The organism is Gemmatimonadaceae bacterium, from assembly GCA_020852815.1.
Taxonomy (GTDB): domain Bacteria; phylum Gemmatimonadota; class Gemmatimonadetes; order Gemmatimonadales; family Gemmatimonadaceae; genus SCN-70-22.
Map to the genome: position 1 here is coordinate 1 of JADZAN010000045.1, position 17,815 is coordinate 17,815.

At 67.5% G+C, this 17,815-nt stretch carries 13 protein-coding genes; 6 read left to right on the forward strand and 7 right to left on the reverse strand.

Features of this window, described 5'->3' with window-relative positions; genetic code table 11:
* The 3 genes from IT359_19925 to IT359_19935 form a co-directional block, all read left to right on the forward strand.
* On the forward strand, positions 1-1,228 hold a 1,228-nt coding region (locus IT359_19925; protein MCC6931268.1), incomplete at its 5' end, for an RHS repeat-associated core domain-containing protein.
* Positions 1,229-1,339: 111 nt separating this feature from the next.
* Entirely contained in the window at positions 1,340-1,594 is a 255-nt protein-coding gene (locus IT359_19930; GenBank protein ID MCC6931269.1) for a hypothetical protein, read from the forward strand.
* Positions 1,591-2,058: a hypothetical protein gene (locus IT359_19935; GenBank protein MCC6931270.1), complete on the forward strand. Its 468-nt coding sequence runs from the start codon at positions 1,591-1,593 to the stop codon at positions 2,056-2,058. Before IT359_19930 ends, IT359_19935 begins: the two co-directional genes overlap by 4 nt.
* A gap of 288 nt (positions 2,059-2,346) precedes the next feature.
* Here the strand turns inward: IT359_19935 and IT359_19940 are convergent, their stop codons facing one another.
* Entirely contained in the window at positions 2,347-2,577 is a 231-nt protein-coding gene (locus IT359_19940; protein ID MCC6931271.1) for a hypothetical protein, read from the reverse strand.
* Between the two features lie 2 nt (positions 2,578-2,579).
* Positions 2,580-2,921, reverse strand: coding sequence for a transposase (locus IT359_19945; protein MCC6931272.1), 342 nt, complete (start codon positions 2,919-2,921; stop codon positions 2,580-2,582).
* A gap of 200 nt (positions 2,922-3,121) precedes the next feature.
* Between IT359_19945 and IT359_19950 the strand changes: the two genes are divergently transcribed.
* A protein-coding gene (locus IT359_19950) for an IS3 family transposase (protein ID MCC6931273.1) occupies positions 3,122-4,281 on the forward strand; the annotation gives its coding sequence in 2 pieces (ribosomal slippage) (positions 3,122-3,389 and positions 3,389-4,281; 1,161 coding nt in all).
* 1,009 nt (positions 4,282-5,290) lie between these two features.
* Here IT359_19950 and IT359_19955 read toward each other — a convergent pair.
* Entirely contained in the window at positions 5,291-7,762 is a 2,472-nt protein-coding gene (locus IT359_19955) for an ABC transporter permease (GenBank protein MCC6931274.1), read from the reverse strand.
* Positions 7,763-7,889: 127 nt separating this feature from the next.
* Between IT359_19955 and IT359_19960 the strand changes: the two genes are divergently transcribed.
* On the forward strand, positions 7,890-8,906 hold the full coding sequence (locus tag IT359_19960; GenBank protein ID MCC6931275.1) for a hypothetical protein: 1,017 nt from the start codon (positions 7,890-7,892) through the stop codon (positions 8,904-8,906).
* A gap of 59 nt (positions 8,907-8,965) precedes the next feature.
* Here IT359_19960 and IT359_19965 read toward each other — a convergent pair whose 3' ends face one another.
* On the reverse strand, positions 8,966-10,540 hold the full coding sequence (locus IT359_19965; GenBank protein MCC6931276.1) for a Na+/H+ antiporter: 1,575 nt from the start codon (positions 10,538-10,540) through the stop codon (positions 8,966-8,968).
* Positions 10,541-10,780: 240 nt separating this feature from the next.
* On the opposite strand from IT359_19965, the gene IT359_19970 reads away from it, so the two are divergent.
* Entirely contained in the window at positions 10,781-13,795 is a 3,015-nt protein-coding gene (locus tag IT359_19970) for a GAF domain-containing protein (GenBank protein MCC6931277.1), read from the forward strand.
* A 9-nt stretch (positions 13,796-13,804) separates the two neighbouring features.
* On the opposite strand, the gene IT359_19975 is transcribed toward IT359_19970, so the two are convergent.
* The 3 genes from IT359_19975 to IT359_19985 all read right to left on the reverse strand — a co-directional run bounded on the left by IT359_19975 (position 13,805) and on the right by IT359_19985 (position 17,768).
* Positions 13,805-14,308 (reverse strand): hypothetical protein, encoded by a 504-nt coding sequence (locus IT359_19975; protein ID MCC6931278.1) that lies wholly within the window; start codon positions 14,306-14,308, stop codon positions 13,805-13,807.
* 11 nt (positions 14,309-14,319) lie between these two features.
* Entirely contained in the window at positions 14,320-16,482 is a 2,163-nt protein-coding gene (locus IT359_19980; protein ID MCC6931279.1) for a hypothetical protein, read from the reverse strand.
* Positions 16,483-16,616: 134 nt separating this feature from the next.
* The gene (locus tag IT359_19985; protein ID MCC6931280.1) at positions 16,617-17,768 is read right to left on the reverse strand and encodes a fibronectin type III domain-containing protein; all 1,152 of its coding nucleotides are present in this window, start codon (positions 17,766-17,768) and stop codon (positions 16,617-16,619) included.
* Positions 17,769-17,815: the final 47 nt, after the last annotated feature.

The window sequence follows — 17,815 nt, forward strand, 5'->3', positions numbered from 1 at the left end:
GGGGACGCCGGACGTGACGTACACCTACCGGCCGAGCGGCGCGGTCGCGAGCCGGCTGTTCAGCGGCGGCCCGACCGTCCCGCTCACGTACACGATCCGCGAGCAGCTCGCGAAGATCGGCGACCCGGCAACGACGACGTATCCGTTCTCGGCGGCCTACAGTTACAACGCGAACCGCGCGATCAGCAGCGCCGACGTCTACGCGGCGGGGACGCCGGCGACCAACAAGCGCTACAAGTACGACTTCCCCACGTACGACGCGCTCAACCGCCTCAAGAGCGCCGACTACTCGAGCTGGAATGGCACCGCCTGGGCGAGCACGCTGGCCCATGACCTCGCGGGGATCACCTACGACAACAGCGGCAACCTGACCGCGCTCCAGCGCTACCGGGAGACCGGGACGCTGATCGACAACCTCACGTACACGATCGCCGGCACCAGCAACCGCCTGACGAGTCTCGCCGATGCCGTCGGCGTGACGGCGGAGACCTGGGACGCCGAAGCCGGGAGCTTCACCTACGACGCCAACGGGAACCAGCTCACCGCGCCGGCGCCCTACAGCCTCACGGCGAGCACGTACGACTACCAGAATCTCCCGCTGAGCTTCACGCGGAGCGGGACGACCACGACGTACCGGTACAACGACGTCGGGCAGCGGCTCGCCAAACAGGTGGGGGCCGGGAATACCGAGGTCTACTTGCTGGAGGATCGGGTCCCGTTAGGCGTGTACACGGTGAACGGCGCGGGGGCGGTGGTCAGTTCGTACGTCAACCTGCTGGCCGACACGCGCGTCGTGGGGCGGCAGCCGAGTGCGGGGAGCCGGAGCTACTACCACACGGACCTGCTGGGCAGCACGCGCGCGGTGGTGCAAGGCGTGACGGTGACCGAGAGCTACGACTACGACCCGTGGGGCGTGCTCATGCCCGGGCGGACGCTGGGGAGCGGGACCAAGGAGCAGTTCACGACGAAGGAGCGGGATGCGGAGACGGGGCTCGACTACTTCGGGGCGCGGCTCTATGCCTCGGCGATCGCCAGGTGGACCTCGGTGGATCCGGCGGTGGCGGCCGATAGCTTGCCACAATGGAGCACATTCACGTATGTGAAGAACAACCCTGTAATCTACTTTGATCCGCAGGGGTTGAGAATCGTCTTTGCGGGCGAACGAGCTAACGAACTTCGCGCGGCTTGGAACTATGCCAAAGCCGTACTCAGGTCGGCAGCTCGTTAAGGCGATCGACTAGCAGGGAGTGCACTGTCACTGATTCGAGCGGCAGAGACTTCGAAAGTCGTTCTCACGTTTCGGAGTGGGACTCCGACCGAAGGATTCGCAGGAGAAACGATGCCGAGTTCTGGCTTTCGCGAGATGACTATTGATCTCGGTCGGGTCGAACACAATCTAGAGCGGTATCGTGATCAGATTCTGATGCTGCACGAGTTCGGACATGCGTCCGCCCACAATATCGTAGGCAATCCGCTTCAGTCGACGCCCCAAGCTATGGCGATGGAGAACATCATGCGTGCAGCAATGGGATTCGAGAATCGAGAGAACCACGAGGGCGCCTGGCCGCTCTTGCGGCGCCGGCGGATGCCATGACTCGGCGCTTCGCATCCTTCCTCGCCCTCTGCCTCCTCTCCTCCTGTGGGAGCGACCGACTGACACGATCCGCGATCGCGCGCGAACTCAACATCTCTTCCTCAGGGATGAAGTGCAAGGAGGCGATCGTCGCCACCATTGCGGACTCCGCGCAACGTGTCGTTCCGTGCAGTCGATTTTCCAGCGACCGTGACGTGCAACTACTCAAAGACCCCGACGGTCATGTTCTGCAGGTCACGGTCGTCTGGCATGCGGAATCCTCGGCGGCAATCACAGTGCGCGACTCGGTGCTTCAACAGCTGACACGTATCACGTCGAGGGAGCCTCGTCTCTGTACGAGTGACGACGGTCTGCCGGTCCGCGTGTGGCAGCTGAACGATACCGAGTACGTTGCGCTGCTTGGTGGACGACTGAGTGAACGAGTGCGTCTCATTCTTGCGATGGGCGTGGCGCGCTGTCGCTAACCGGGGGCCGGGACTACGGAGGTCTACTTGCTGGAGGACCGCACGCCGCTCGGCGTGTACAAGGTGAACGGCGCAGGGGCGGTGGTGAGCTCGTATTTCAACCTGCTGGCCGACACGCGCGTCGTGGGGCGGCAGCCGAGTGCGGGGAGCCGGAGCTACTACCACACCGATCTCCTGGGGAGCACGCGGGCCGTCGTGCAGGGGGCGACGGTGACCGAGAGCTACGACTACGATCCGTGGGGCGTGCTCATGCCCGGGCGGACGCTGGGGGCGGGACCAAGGAGCAGTTCACGACGAAGGAGCGGGACGCGGAGACGGGACTCGACTACTTGGGGCGCGGTTGTATGCCTCGGCGATCGCCAGGCCGGCGCGCGCGGTCCAATCCCGATAGCGCGCCTTCGAGAGGCCGAGATGATGCAGGATGCGTCGCACCGTCCAGCCCGTGCGGGCCTGCGTGCGCGTTACGAGCGCGAGCAGTTCCGCCTTCACGTCCGCCGAGAACCGCGTCGATTCGCGCACCTTCAGCGCCCCCTTTTTAGCGCCAGGTTCTCCTCGACCACTTCGGAGATTACCCGGCGCTTCGTCTCGAGCTCGGCCTGCAACCGGGCGATCTCGAGGTCCTTCTCCCGGACCTCGGCATCGCGCGTGCGGGGCTTGCCGCCTAACGCCTCACGCATCGCGGCCTTGGCCTCGCGCTCCCAGCGATAGAACGTCGTCCCTTCGAGCTGATAGCGCCGGAGCACTTCGGCGACCGTCGCCCCTGGTGCCCGTGCCTCCTCAAGGACCTTGAGCTTTTCATCCGCCGTGAACTGCCGCCCCTTCGCGCGCCGTCCCGGCCGTACCCGGCCCGTCTGCTCACTCATGGCGTTCCTCCCTTCGCGTCCCGGCCACTCGCCGGTCGAGGGAAGAGTGTCACTCGCTCAGATCGCCCGAAAGTGCGATTTCCGGTGAACCACTACAACCATCCGGTGTCACATACTCCTTGACAGGTTCCGCTACACGTTGAGCTGCGCCGGGTTCCGTGGACACCAACTTAGGGTGTTCTTTCGGAACGGAGGTGCAGATGGCCAATCGACGGAGACGGTATAGCCGGGAGTTTAAGGTGGAAGCGGTTCGCCTGGTCGCAGAACGCCGGGTGACGATGGCGCAGGCGGCTCGAGAGCTCGGGGTGCATGTGAACGTGCTGCGGAACTGGGTGCGTGAGTACCGCGACGATCCCCAGCAGGCGCTTCCTGGAGTCGGCCAGCAGAAGCGCGACGACGCGGAAGTGACGGCGCTGCGTCGTGAGGTCGCGCGCCTGAAGATGGAGCGCGACATCCTAAAAAAAGCCGCGGCCTACTTCGCCAAGGAGTCGATGTGAAGTTCGGCTTCGTGGCGACACACCGAGGGATCTGGCCGGTCGACGTGCAATGCGAGGCGCTCGGGGTCTCGCGCAGTGGATTCTATGCGTGGTGCGAGCGCCCGCGCAGTCAGCGCGCGCGCACGGATGCCGAGTTGTTGCAGACGATTCGGGTCAGCTTCGCCGCGTCGGACTCGACGTATGGTGTGCGCCGCATGCTCGACGAGGTGCGCGCTGCTGGTCATGTGTGCGGGCGGTCGCGCGTGGCGCGGTTGATGCGCGAAGCAGGGCTGCGCGCCCGCCCGCGGCGACGAGCCAAACCCACGGACCCAAGCGACCGGCTGCTCCACCACGTGGCCCCCAACACGCTCGCCCGCGACTTCACCGCCACGGCGCCTAATCAGAAATGGGTGGCGGACTTCACGTATGTCTGGACGCACGAAGGGTGGCTCTACGTGGCGGTCGTTCTGGATCTCTTCTCGCGCCGCGTCGTGGGCTGGGCGATGCAATCGTCGATGACGAGTCAGCTGGTCACCGATGCGCTGCTGATGGCCGTCTGGCGCCGCGGGCCCAGCGGAGCGATGCTCCACCATTCGGATCAAGGCAGTCAGTACACCAGCGAGACGTTCCAACGGCTGCTCGCGGAACTCGGCATCGCCTGCAGCATGAGCCGCGCCGGGAACGTGTGGGACAATGCCGTGATGGAGAGCTTCTTCTCCACCCTCAAGATCGAGCGGTGCCACCGGCAACCGTACCTCACGCGTGATGCTGCTCGTGCCGACATCTTTGACTACATCGAACGCTTCTACAACCTCACGCGGAGGCATTCCGCACTCAGCAACCAAAGTCCCATCGACTTCGAACGACTGCAGGCAGTAGCTTGACTCGCCGTCCACGGATCTCGGTACAGCTCACGTTGCCTCTGCTGCTACAGTCAGGCAATGATGATATGACAAGGGCTCCCTGTCTTGTGTGGGAGCCTTCTGCTTTGTCAGGTTAGGTACGCGGTGTCAATATTGTAGGTCGAAGGAGGAGTGTCTGAAAGTATGCAAAACACTCCACTTTGAGACGTCGCGACTTGACTGGTACACACCGGCGCATCTACACATTCATCGTCAGAGCGGCTGCGCACGAGACTCCGCCTCTTGACTGGCACAAACTGGCACACTACGCATACCGACACACGCATCGTACCGAGTGGCCCGTACCGAATACCGTAGACGAGGAACGAAGACATGGATACCCCGACCATCACCGGATGGGCTGCCCTGGTGACGGCAATTACACAGGTGGTGAGACTGTGGTTGGACGAGCGATGGAGACGTCAGCAGTTCGCGAGACTGAAGCCACCGGAGAGTCTGAAGCAGGAACCATGAATGTCACGGTTTGCGATGTGACTTCACTGTTCATACGTGTGGTCGGCATCGTTCAACCGGACACGAAAAGACGTTGTACTGTCCTGGTTCGGTGAGATTGTGACAGATGGGGTGGGTGTTCAGTGTAGCACCGCGGGGTGACGGACGTTTCGGATGCGCGGGTGGACGACGCGCGGCACCGGGCGGCGCGCGCCTTTCGAGCTGCTGATCGCGCGCCGCCGACCTGCCCTCCGCGCGTCCCGCTAGCGCATCGGCCGGCGTGAGGTGCCCAAGCGCGCTGTGCATCCCTGCGATCTTCGCGCGCCTCCCGGTCATGTCCGCGGGCGTTCGGCGAAGCGCTTCCGATCCTCACTGCAACGGGAAGACCAGCGCGATCGACAATCGCCATAATCTCGGTCCCCTACCCCTCCCTTGGTATTCCCGAAACGGACGCCCCCGTCTTCCCGGACGCCATTCAGGACCCAGATACGCACGGCTCGCGATCGGATGGGAACGGCGCGCACACCCCCCGCCACGCTCACTCCCCGCGCAACACCTCCATCGGGTCGACGCGCGCCGCGGACCAGGCCGGGATGAAACAGGCGAGCGTCGCGGCGGCAAGGAACACGATCCCGCGGACCATGGCGATGACCGGCTCGCCCGGGGCCACACCATAGAGCAGGGCGCGGAGCGCACCGGCGCTTCCCACCGCAGCAGTCGCGCCTAACGCGAGCCCCACCGCCGGCCACCAGAGCCCGTCGGCGAGGACCAGCCCTACCACGCGCCTGCGCGTGGCTCCGTGCGCCACGCGGATGGCGAGGTCGTGCCGGCGTTGCGCGATGGCGTGAGAGACAACCGCCCACGTGCCGCACGCCGCGAGGAGGAGCGCCAGCGCGGCGAGAAGCGTCGACGCGTGCGCGGCGACGCGCGAGGTGGCGCGCGAGGAGGTCACGATCTCGGTCAGTGGCCGCACGTTACGCAGGGGGAGGTCGGGGGCCACGCGCCCCACCGCGGCGCGGATCTCCCGTTCGAACGCCCGGGGCTCGCCCTGCACGCGCACGAAGTAGACGCGCCAGCCGTACGTGAACTGCGCATACGGCGTGTAGAACGAGGCTCGCGTGCGCTCGCCGAGCGGTGAATCATAGGTCACGTCGCCCACGATCCCCACGATCTCGGCGCTGGAGTCGGGCGAGGTGAGCGTGCTCCCGTCGAACCAGACGCGCTGCCCGATGGCGTCGCCGGCGGGAAAGTACGCGCTCGCCGACGATTGGCTGATGATCACGACGCGCGGCGCACCGGCGCGGTCGGCCGGGGTGAAGGCGCGGCCGGCGCGCAGGGGGATGCCTAACGCGGCGAAGTGCTCGGGCCCCACGTAGTGCCGCAGCACCATCGGGGCGCCGGTGCGCGCGTCGTCGGGGCGCCCCACCACGTGCAGCCCCGTCCGGGCGCTCCCGGCCAGCGGGGCGCCGCCATCGACGCTGGCAGCCACCACACCGGGAATGCGCCGCACCTCGTCGAGCACCTGGTCGATGAAGCCCGGAGCCGCCGCCGGCGGGATGCGCACCTCCGACGGCTGCAACTCGAAGGTCAGTACGTGCGACGCTTCGGCCCCCAGCTCCACCGGTTGCAGCCGACGGTAGCTTTCCAGCAACTGCCCGGCCCCCGTGACGAGGAGCATGGCGAGCGCCCCCTCCACGACGAGGATCGCGGCGGCGAGCCCCGGGCGCCGCCGCGAGAGTCCGCTGGCGGGAGCCCCTCGAGCGCCGTCGCGCAGGTGGTCGAGCGAGGCGTGCCGGAGCGCCCACCACGCCGGGATCCCTCCCACCACCGCCAGCGCCACCACCGTCGTCAGGCACCACCATGCGATGAGCCTCCCGTCGAACGTCACCGCCGAGTGCGTGGCGAGTGTCGCGCGCCCCAACCGGGCAATCGGGTCGACGGGGCCAAGGAGCGCGAGCGCCACCACCACCGCCGCCAGGGCCGCGATCGCGGCCGCACTCACCAGCACGACGCCGTCGGCGGCGTGGTCCAGCCAGAGTCGCCGCCTCGGCGCCCCGATGGCGAGGGCGACCGCCGTTTCGCGACGGCGCGCCACCGCCCGCCCCAGCTGCAAGGCGACGAGGTTGGCCAGCGTGAGGACGAAGAGCAGCACGCCGCCAGTGACGACGAGCGGAATGGCTCGGCGCGCCTCGCGGCGGACGCGCGCCGAGCCTAACGACTCCGCCCACCCGCTCACGGTGAGGTCGGGCGCCGCCTCGTCGGTGGGCTGCACGCGTTGCGCCGCGACGGCGAGTTGCGCCATCTCGCGCCGCACCTCGTCCAGCGACCGACCGTCGCGCACCCGCGAGAGCAGCGTGATGAAGTCCTGCGGCGTGGTGAGGTACTCGGGATACGTGAGCACCGGCGCGAGCACGATGGGAATCCAGAGCGCGGCATCGCCGGAGAGGCCGCGGAACCGCGGCGGCATGATCCCCACGATGGTAAGCGCGTGGCCGTTCACCGTGATCGTCCCGCCCAGCGACGCATCCTCGCCGCGGCGTCGCAGGCGCTGTGCGAACGCGGCGGAGAGAACGACGACGGGGCGCGGGGCGCCGGCAACGTCCTCGTCAGGTGCAAAGACGCGCCCCATGGCTGGCGAGGCGCCCAGCAGGGCGAAGTACGCGCGCGACACCACCTCCCCCGCGACCACCTCGGGTTCGGCGCGCCCCGTCAGCGTGAGCGAGATGGGGTTCCATGCGGTGACATGCTCGACGGTGCGCGCCGCCTCCCGTACATGCCGCAAACGCGGGAATGACCAACGCGCGGTGACCGTTCCCTCGCGCGGAGTGGTGTAGCGCGTCGAGAGGACGACCACCGCATTCACACCCGCGAAAGGGAGCGGACGCCAGAGGGCGGCGTCGGCGATGGCCAACGCCATCGTGGAGATCGCAATGCCGATCGTCGCGGCAGCGATGGCCGCCACACTCGACCCGGGGGCGCGCGCGAGGCGGCGCAGGGAGCGTCGGAGCATCGAACGCAGGAATGGCATGCCCATTGGATGCCGGAGATCGCGGCAACGTGTAAGGACGACACGGCAAGGGGAAGGCTCCCGCACTCCGCCCATTCCCTCCCGTCGCGGCGCCGCATAGTCTCCCGGCATGACGCTTCCCTCCCCCGACAGCCACTCGTCACCCGCGACGTCGAACGAACAGCCCGAGGAAGACCTCGGCTTCGGGCACGTCGCGGCGCAGAACGTGCGCGGGCGCTTCATCAACCGCGATGGAACGCCGCACTCGCACAAGTACGGCCTGGGGCCGCAGCGCGCCGAGCGACTCTATCGCCACGCGCTCGCCGCGCCGTGGCCGGGCTTCCTGCTGTGGACGGTGGGGTTCGTCCTCCTCCTCAACGGCATCTTTGCCCTCGCCTACGTATCGTTAGGGAGCGACGCCATTGGCGGGAGCGACGCGCTCGCTCTCACCGACCCCTTCCTCCGCGCGCTCGCCTTCTCCGTGGGGATCTTCTCGACCGCGGGCACGGGGCCGATGCATGCAGTGGGGCCAGCGGCCACCTGGCTGGCGATCGCCGAGTCGCTCGCCGGCCCCATGGTGCTCCTCGCCATTGGCGGCATCGCCGTCGCGCGCCTCACGCGCCCACGCATGCGACTCGCGTTCAGCGAGTCAGCGGTCGTGGCGCCATACGAAGGGGGGCGCGCCTTGATGTTCCGCATGGTGAATGTCTCGCCCGGTGAGCTCAACAACGTGAAGGTGCGCGTGAGCCTCATCCGCTTCGAAACGTTTGACGGGGTGCGCGAGCGCAACTTTCATGTGCTCGAACTCGAGCGCGACCTGGTGGAGCTGTTCACGATGCACTGGACGGTCGTGCACCCGATCACGGCCGCTTCGCCGCTGGCCGGGGTGACGCCGGAGCAGCTGGCGGCCGACCAGGTGGAGGTCGTCATCCAGGTGACGGCCAACGAGGAGTCGTTCGCCACGCGCGTCACGTCGCGCACCTCCTACACGTGGGAGGACGTGCGGTGGGACGCGAAGTTCGCGTCGATCTTCACCGCCGCCCCGGACGGCGTCATCGCCATCGACGTCGAGCGCCTGAGTCGCCTGGAGCCACTGGCCGAGGGGAGCACGTCACGACCGGCGGCGCTGGAGTCGGCCACGCCGTGACGTCTGGGCAACGGCGTTAGGCGACCACCGCCGATCGCCCAACGCGCCATGCCGCTCGCCTAACGCCGATCGCCCATCCCGGCGCGCATCGCGTCGAGGTCGAGTTCGTGCTCCAGTTCGCGCATCACCTCGTCGGAGATCGTCCCCTCGTTGCGCAGGCGCACCAGCATGCGGCGCTCGGCGGCAATCACGCCCGAGCGCAGCCGGCGGCGCCCCTCCGAGGCACCACCGTGGTGGTTGTGCGCCCGCGCGCGGTCGCGCAGCTCCTGGCGCAGCACCTCCACGTCGGCGGGGTCGGCCCACGGCTCGCGCGCCAGGTCCTCCAGCGCCTCGCTCCCCCGCCTGAGCGCCTCGCGGCGGGCCAGGCGCTCCTCCTGGTGGTGCCCGTGTTCCGGCGCAAAGCGGAAGAAGCGGATGATGGGGTCGAGGGTGAGTCCCTGCACCACGAGGGTGAGGAGGATGACGACCATCGTGATCACGATGAGTTCCGCGCGGCGCGGGAACGGGGCGCCGCCAGCCACAACGGCGGGGAGCGCCAGCGCCGAGGCCAGCGAGACGATGCCGCGCATGCTCGTCCACGCCATGAGGAAGATGGCGCGGGGGTTGGGGCTCGGGTCCTTGCGCCGCACCTCGGCGCTCAGCCAGCGCGGGAGCCAGGTGGCCAGAGGGACCCAGGCGAGTCGCACCGCAATGGCCACCACGCCCAGGATCAGCCCGGCCCGGACCACCGAGCCCAGCGTCCCGGAGGAGACATCGTTCAAGAGGCTGCGAACGTTTAGTCCGAGGAGGACGAAGATGAGCGCGTTGAGGAGGAAAACCACCAGGTCCCACACCGCACCGGACAGCACCCGCGACATGGGGGCGACCGCCGTGGAGAAGTGCTGGCGCAGGTACAACCCGCCGGCGACGCAGGCCAGGACGGCCGAGGCGTGAATCGACTCGGCGGCGAACCAGGCAACGTAGGGCGCCGTGAGCGTGAGCACCGTCTCGGCAAGCGCGTCGCGCGTCCAGCGCGCGGCGCGGATCACCAGCCAGGCGACCAACAATCCGATGCAGGCCCCCACGCCGGCATCCACGAAGAAGCGCACGATCGACTCGCCCAGCGAGAAGACCCCCGTGACCGCGGCGGCGATGGCGGTGCGATAGAGGACGAGCGCCGAGGCGTCGTTGACGAGGCTCTCCCCCTCGAGGATCACGATCACGCGCCGAGGGACTGGGAGGCGCGAGACCACCGCGGCCGCGGCGACTGCGTCCGGCGGCGAGACGATTGCCCCCAGCGCCACCGCCACCGCCCACGGAAGGTCGGGGATGAGCCAGCGTGCGACGATGGCGATGGCAACCGTCGTCACGAGGACGAGCCCCACCGCGAGGAGGGCGATGGGGCGCCGGTTGGTCTTGAACTCGCGCAGCGATGTGAAGTACGCCGCCGCCCAGAGGATGGGGGGGAGGAAGACAAAGAAGACGATCTCCGGGTCGAGCGGCGGGAGCGCCGTCCCCGGGATGAAGCCGATCGCCACCCCGGCCATCACCTGGAGAATGGGCGACGGAACCGGGAGACGGCGGGCGAGCGCCGTGAGCGTGATGACGAGCGCCGCAAAGGCGATCGCGAAGATGACCGGAGGAAAGTGCGGCATGAAGGCGGGCCGTCGCGAGTCAGGTCGGGCGCTTTGCAACCGACGATAACGCCCGGGTCGAATGCGGGCCACGGGGGCGGACGTGACGACCGGCGCCCTGCAGCGGCCGGGCGGGGTCTGGCGTACGAAGAAGGGAACGGTAACATCGACGCTGAGAATCTCCGCTCCCCTCCCCCGCGCTTGCCGCCCTCTCCCGCCTTCGTTCCCATTCTGCCACGCGTACAAGCTGACGGGATCGACGTGACCGCGTCGACGCGCACGCCTGCCCTTGGCCTGGCGGTGCTCTTCGTCGTCTTCCTCGCCGCGCACCAGGTGGGGCTGCGCGTCAGCACGCCCTTCTCACCGCTTTCTCCCGTTTGGCCACCGGCTGGCGTCGCGCTGGGAGCGTACCTCCTGCTGCCGCGCCGGTCATGGCCCTGGGCGCTCGGCGTCCTGGTGGCCGCCGTTGCCGCCTCCAATGCACTCTCGGGCGTGCGCATGTGGGTGGGGTTCGCCTATTTGGGGGCGAGCCTCGTCGAGCTGGCCGCGGCGCTGTGGATCGTTGGACGGATCGCCGGTCCGGCCATCAACTTTCACCGGGCGCGCGATACCTTCGCACTCCTGCTCGCCGCGAGCGTGGGGAGCGGCGCCGGCGGCGTGATCGCCGCGTGGATCGCCGCCGTCGCGTCGGGGGCGCCGGTTCCGCTGAGCTTCGGCATCTGGTGGGCCGCTCACCTGCTGGGGATGGTCCTGCTGACGCCGCTCGTGGTGGCGTGGACACGCGCACCCATCCCGCTCGCCAAGGTACCGGTCGCGCGCCTCGTGGAAGGGGGCGCCTTTCTCGTTTTCTGGAGTTGGGCTGCGTTTCACGTCTTTCGGGGCGACCTGACGCTGGGGTGGATTCGGCCGCATCCCTACATGCTGGCCTCGCTGCTGACATGGGCCGCCTTCCGTCTCGGCATACGCGGCGTGACCGCGGCGATGACCACGGTGGCGGTGGTCGCCTTTGGCGTGGTGCTGGAGGGGAGTGAGCACTTCCCGCTGGGCGACGGATCGCTGGCCGCGCACCTGCTGATGGTGCAGGTCTTCCTCGTGATCGTCGGCGTCACTGGGCTCCTTCTGGCGTCGGCGCTGGCCGAGGGGCAGTCGGCGAGCGACCACGCGCAGGACACGACCGATCACCTGCGCCGGGCAAACCGCGCGCTGCGCACGATCTGGTCGTGTCACGACGTGCTGGTGCGCGCCACCAGCGAGCGCGAGCTGCTGCAGGAGGTGTGTCGCGTCATTGTCGAGCAGGGAGGCTTCACGCTGGCGTGGGTGGGGAACCCGGAGCATGACGAGGAGCAGCACGTGCGACCGGTGGCATACAGCGGCTACCAGGAAGGCTACCTCGAGTCGCTGGATATCCGATGGGGCGACAGCGAGCTTGGGCGCGGCCCCACCGGGACGGCCATCCGCACTAAGCGCCCGGTGATTGTCCACGACATCCTCACCGACCCCACCATGGGGCCATGGCGCGCCGACGCGATGAAGCACGGCTACCGCGCGTTTGCCTGCCTCCCGCTCGTGTATGACGACGCGGTGCTGGGGACGCTCTCGGTCTACGCGCCGGACGGCGATGCCTTCGATGACGAGGAGATGCGCCTCCTGGGCGAGCTGGCTGAGGAACTCGCCTTCGGACTGACGACGATCCGTGTGCGGGCGCAGCGGGCACTGGCCGAACGCGCGCTCGCCGCCAGCGAGGAGCGCTTCCGGCAGTTAGCGGAGAACATCCGGGAGATCTTCTGGATGCTCGATGCCCGCACGGGCCAGACGATCTACCTCTCCCCGAGCGTGGAGCGCATCCTGGGCGTGAGCGCCGAGGCGCTGCTCGCCAACCAGCAACTGTCGCAGTCGCTGGTCCATCCGGACGACCGCGAGCGCGTGGCGGAGGGGCTGGCCCGCGTGGCAGCTGGCGGCGAGTTCGACGAGCAGTACCGGAACCTCCTTCCCGACGGGACGGTGCGCTGGCTGCATGCGCGGGCCTTTCCCGTGCGCGACGACAGCGGGGCGGTGGCGCGCGTGGTGGGGGTGTCGGACGACATCACCGAGCGCCGGCGCATCGAGGAGCAGCTTCGCCAGGTGCAAAAGCTGGAGGCGATCGGCCAGTTGGCCGGCGGGATCGCCCACGACTTCAACAACATCCTCGGCGCCATCCTCATCCAGACCGGGATGGCGCAATCGCTCCCCGGGCTCAGCGCCGAGGCGCGCGAGATCATGGCCGACGTGGAGTCGTCGGCGCAGCGCGCGGCCAACCTCACGCGCCAGCTCCTCCTCTTCTCGCGCAAGCAGGTGATGCAGCCGCGCGAGGTGGAACTCAACGACCTCGTGGCCACGCTGGCCCGCATGCTGCGCCGCGTCGTCCCCGAGGACGTACAGCTGCAACTCAAGATGCACCCGCGCTCGCTCCCCGTCGTTGGAGACCCGGGGATGCTGGAACAGGTGGTGATGAACCTCACGGTGAACGCGCGCGACGCCATGCCCACCGGCGGGCTCCTGGTCATCGAGACCTACGCGCGCGACCTCACCGCCGACGAGGTGCGCGCCTTCCCGGGAGTGGCGCCGGGACGGTTCCACGGCGTGAGCGTGCGCGACACCGGAACGGGAATCGCCCCCGAGGCGCGCCCCCACATCTTCGACCCGTTCTTCACCACCAAGGCCGTGGGCAAGGGGACGGGACTCGGGCTGGCCACGGCGTTCGGGATCGTCCAGCAGCATCGCGGCGTCATCTTCGTGCACTCGACGGTGGGTGTGGGCTCCACCTTCGAGATCCTCATCCCCGCCGCGGCCAGCGCGCGCGCGGCACCAGATGTCTCGGCACCACTCCCCGCTGCCTCGCCGCGTGGCGAGGCCACCATCCTTCTCGTCGAGGACGACGACTCACTGCGCAACGTGCTGCGCCGTGTCCTCGAGGAGCAGGGCTATCGTGTGCACACCGCACGCAGCGGCGTCGAGGCGCTGCGCGCGTGGCCGAGCTATGTGCCAACGCCCGACCTCCTCTTCACCGACATGGTGATGCCAGACGGCGTGGGAGGGTGCGAGTTGGCCAAGCAGCTGCAGGAACGGCACCCCGCGCTGCGCGTGATCTACAGCAGCGGCTACGATCCCGACGTGGGCTCGCATCGCACGCTGCTCGAGCCCGGCGTGAACTTCCTGCAGAAGCCGGCCACGCCGCGCGCCATTGCCGAGATCGTGGCGCGGATGCTGGCGCGGAAGAGCGATGTCGTTACTGACTGACGATGAACGCTACCTCAACTGGATTCGAGTTTCCGACTGAATCGACTCTGGTGAGATGCGCGTTCCCGCGGCGTCGGCGACCACATCCAACGCGGCCCGAATCGACCGCAGTGCGTCCGGTTGCTCGAGCACGACCTTCACGGCCACTGCCTCCACTCGCCCTTCTCCCGCGGGAGAGAAGCCCGCGAAGCGCAGCTCGTAGGACTCAGTCAACTCGCCGTTCACGAGATGGGCAGCGTCACGCGAGGTGGGGCGCGTGACGATACGTACGGTGTGGGGATCCAGGTGCAATCGACCCTGGTAAGCACCGATCGCCCCCCCGGAGGACGACACGATGACGCGAAGTTCGCACGGCTCGTTCGTGACGCAGTCCCCCTCGACACGCGCCACCACGCTTGGCGATGAGATTGTGGGAGGCGGTGCGGACCCGACGGAGGCCGCGCCATCCGCGCACCCCGACAGCGTCATCCCGCAGAGCAAAGGAATCAGTCGCATGGTGATACCCTGGGTCATTGGACACCTCGTTAGTTGATGCGGATCGCAGAACCCACCAGCACGATCTTCGTCTTGATCGAGCTTCCGGCGCTCGAACCCGCCGCGGAAACGGATGGAATGAGCGTTGCCGTCGAGCCTCCCGCGCCTCCAGCGACGCTGAACGTGAGCCGAGCCAGCTCCAGTACCTGCGTCGAGGAGCCCGACGGGGAGAAGGCGGCGAAGCCGAGCGTTCCCGTTGCGGCACTGGAGGTATTGGCAATCCACGTCCATCCAGCCGCGTTGCCTGCTTCAGTCTGAAGTGTCAGGCGAGACGGATCCCACTGCACGGATCCCTGGATCGAACCGATATCACCGGTGCCGCCAACTGGTCGGAGGAGCCAAACACTCACGTTCACGCTGCCCCCTGCCGTGCCACTCGGGAACGCGGTATTGGTCTGCGTGGTAACCACCAACGCAAACCCGTCCGCCGACACCACGGCTGCGCGCGCGGAGTCGCTCGCTGTGGCCGCAGTTGCCACGATGTCGCTCACACCGGGTGCGACTCCAGTCACCGACAACCCGCTCGCTGTCGCGACCGACGTCAATCGGGAGATCACGCTGGATGGAGGGGTGGAGGCACTCAGCGTCGTAGTGCCTCCCGGCGCGAGGACGACCAGCCTGGGCGACACCGTGATCGACGTTGGAACGACGACCGTGAAGTTGGCGACCAGTGTCCGAGCTCTCGTCACCGTGAACGAGTAGCTGGCGTTCGTCGAGACCACTCCCCCGTTCTCCGTCCAGTTGGCGAATGTGTAGTTCCCGGCGCTCGTCGCGACGACGGTCGCTTGCGAGTTCGCCGCGAATGTACCGGCTCCGCTCGTCGTCCCGCCATTCGGTGGATTGCTATTCGTGACGATGGCGTAGGTGAGGAGCGCGAAGTTGGCGACGAGTGCCCGGTTCGCTGTGGCGACGAAGTTGTAAGTCGCATTGGCAGATACCACGATGCCGTTCTCGGTCCAGTTCACAAATGAGTACCCCGCCGCCGGTGTCGCGCTCACTGATACGGCGGCATTTGCGCTGTAGGTCCCGCCGCCGGTTGTGGACCCGCCGCTCGTCGGACTGCTGCTGGTGGTGATCGTGTAGTTGACGGGGTTCGCGCTGAAGGTGGCGACGAGCACCCGATTGCCGATCACCGTGAACGTGTAGCTCGCGCTGGTGGACACCACGGTTCCGTTCTCCGTCCAGTTCACGAAGGAGAACCCATTCGCCGCCGTCGCCACGACCGTGGCCTGACTGTTTGCGTTGTACGAGCCGCCTCCGCTCGTGCTTCCGCCGTTGGCCGGCGCACTGCTGGTGGCGATGGTGTAGACAATCGGCGCGAAGTTCGCGGTGAGCGACCGATTGGCGGTGGCGGCGAAGGTATACGCTGCAGCCGTCGACGCCACTGTGCCGTTCTCCGTCCAGCTCACGAAGCGCCAGCCGCTGGTCGGCACCGCGGTGACCGTGACCTGGCTGTTCGCGACGTAGCTTCCTCCACCGGACGTGCTCCCGCCATTCGCGGGCGCGCTGCTGGTCGCGATGGTGTACGTGACCGGGACAAGCGTAAAGTTGGCGACGAGAGTTCGGTGGGCTGACGCCGCGAAGCTATACGTCGCGCTCGAGGACTCGATCAGGCCGTTCTCCGTCCAGTTGGCGAAAGCGTAGCCGGAGGATGGCGTCGCCGTGACCGTCACCGGCGCGTTGACACTGAATGTCCCACCACCGGTCGTGGTCCCACCGTTGGCGGGGTTACTACTGGTCGCGATCGTGAAGGTGATGGGAGTGAAGGTGGCAACCAATGTGCGATTTGAAGTCACGGTGAACTGGTACGAGGCATTCGTCGAGACGGCCGATGAGTTCTCGGTCCAGTTCACGAAGGTGAAGCCGCTCGCCGGCGTCGCCGTCAATGTCGCTTGGGTGTTCGCGATGTAGCTGCCGCCCCCACTCGTCGACCCACCATTGGCCGGACTGCTGGTAACCGTGACCGTGTACGAGACTGGGTTGAGCGAGAAGCTCGCCACCACGCTCATGTCCTTGGTCACGGGGAACGAGTACGGGTTGCTCCCCGAGCTGGGACTTCCGTCCACGAACCATTCCTTGAACGAGTAGTTCGACTGGGCGGTCGCCTGCACCGTCGCGCTGCGACCGCAGTCGTCGCTTTCGAGTCCCGACAAGGCCTGTGCAGAGCCACCCGCCGTCGACGTCACGCTCAGCTCGCACGTTGGTTTCGGATCAGACGTGCCACAGGCGACCGTGAAGCACAGCATTGTAGCACCGAGCCACCGCGTGGCGCAGCTCGCGCGGCGTCTCATGGGCACCCTCCCGGCAGTTGCTGCCCGATGTTTGGCGAGGCGGGGAGCCCGACCACGGAGCGCGCGATCTGTTGCGCGTCGATGATGTCGATCGCGCCATCGCCGTTGGCGTCGCCACCCGAGGCCAGGCGTTGCGGATTCAGGACTGGGAGCCCGACGGCATAGCGAGCGATCTGCTGCGCGTCGATGATCGAGATCGTGTTGTCGCCGTCCGCATCCCCGCGCACGCCCGCCGGCGTTCCGATACAGGCGCTGAGTGCGCGCGTTCGAATCAGGGAGAGGACGGGCTGTCCCACGTCGTTGCCGGCGGCCGTCGCAGTCACGGTGACCGTGGACTGTGCAACGGGCGTCCCCGTCGCGCGGAGTGAGATCCTAAGCGTGGTGAACGTCGTCGATGTTCCCGTTGGAGCGAACAGCGCGAGCGAGATGTTGCCGGCGGACGCGTTCGACGCGTTCACGATCGGATTGCCGAACGTGCCGACGGTGTGGCTCACGTAGGTGAAGTGCGCCGGGTTCCAGGACAGCTGGTACGAGAGACTTGCGAGGTTGGTGCCGGCAAGGGCGCGCGAGAAGTCGAGGATGACGGGAATATCCGCCAGGCCGTTGGGCGCCACCGTGAGGGGCGTGGTGGCGTTGACGAGGAGGTCGAGTTGGGTGGAGGCAGTTGGTGTGGTCGCGCAAACCTGCGCGGTCGTCCAACCCGACGGACCGTTCGCGTTGAGTGCGCGCAAGCGATAACAGTAGGCGGTACTTGCGCTAAGCCCCGAATGCTGGAATCCAGTTGAATTCGCGGTGGGCGTCGCGACCGTCGTCCACGGACCGCTACTGCTCGCGCCTGACTGCAGCTCGTAACTGCTTTCGCCCGTCACGTCTGTCCAGCTGACCGCGATCTGGCTCGACGACATGGCGCTCGCTGACAACCCTGTCGGAACCGCCGGTACACTGCCGAGTGTGGTCGCCGATACCGATGCTGCCCAAGCCGACGCGCCCGAGCCATTCGCAGCACGAATACGATACCAATACGTCGTACCAGCGGTCAGACCTCCGTGCGAGCGGCTGGTCGTGTTTGCCGCCACCGTCGCGAGTGCGATCCACGGACCGCTCGATGTCGTCGCCCACTCCAGTTCATAGCTCGTCTCGTTTGCCACGTCGCTCCAACGCACGTCGATGTCGCTCGACGACGTTGCCACTGCCA

Excerpts from the sequence above, each read along its gene's own strand:
- IT359_19955 (MCC6931274.1), bottom strand. The coding sequence starts at position 7,762 with ATGCTCCGACGCTCCCTGCGCCGCCTCGCGCGCGCCCCCGGGTCGAGT.
- IT359_19965 (MCC6931276.1), bottom strand. The coding sequence starts at position 10,540 with ATGCCGCACTTTCCTCCGGTCATCTTCGCGATCGCCTTTGCGGCGCTC.
- IT359_19945 (MCC6931272.1), bottom strand. The coding sequence starts at position 2,921 with ATGAGTGAGCAGACGGGCCGGGTACGGCCGGGACGGCGCGCGAAGGGG.
- IT359_19930 (MCC6931269.1), top strand. The coding sequence starts at position 1,340 with ATGCCGAGTTCTGGCTTTCGCGAGATGACTATTGATCTCGGTCGGGTC.
- IT359_19960 (MCC6931275.1), top strand. The coding sequence starts at position 7,890 with ATGACGCTTCCCTCCCCCGACAGCCACTCGTCACCCGCGACGTCGAAC.
- IT359_19935 (MCC6931270.1), top strand. The coding sequence starts at position 1,591 with ATGACTCGGCGCTTCGCATCCTTCCTCGCCCTCTGCCTCCTCTCCTCC.
- IT359_19975 (MCC6931278.1), bottom strand. The coding sequence starts at position 14,308 with ATGACCCAGGGTATCACCATGCGACTGATTCCTTTGCTCTGCGGGATG.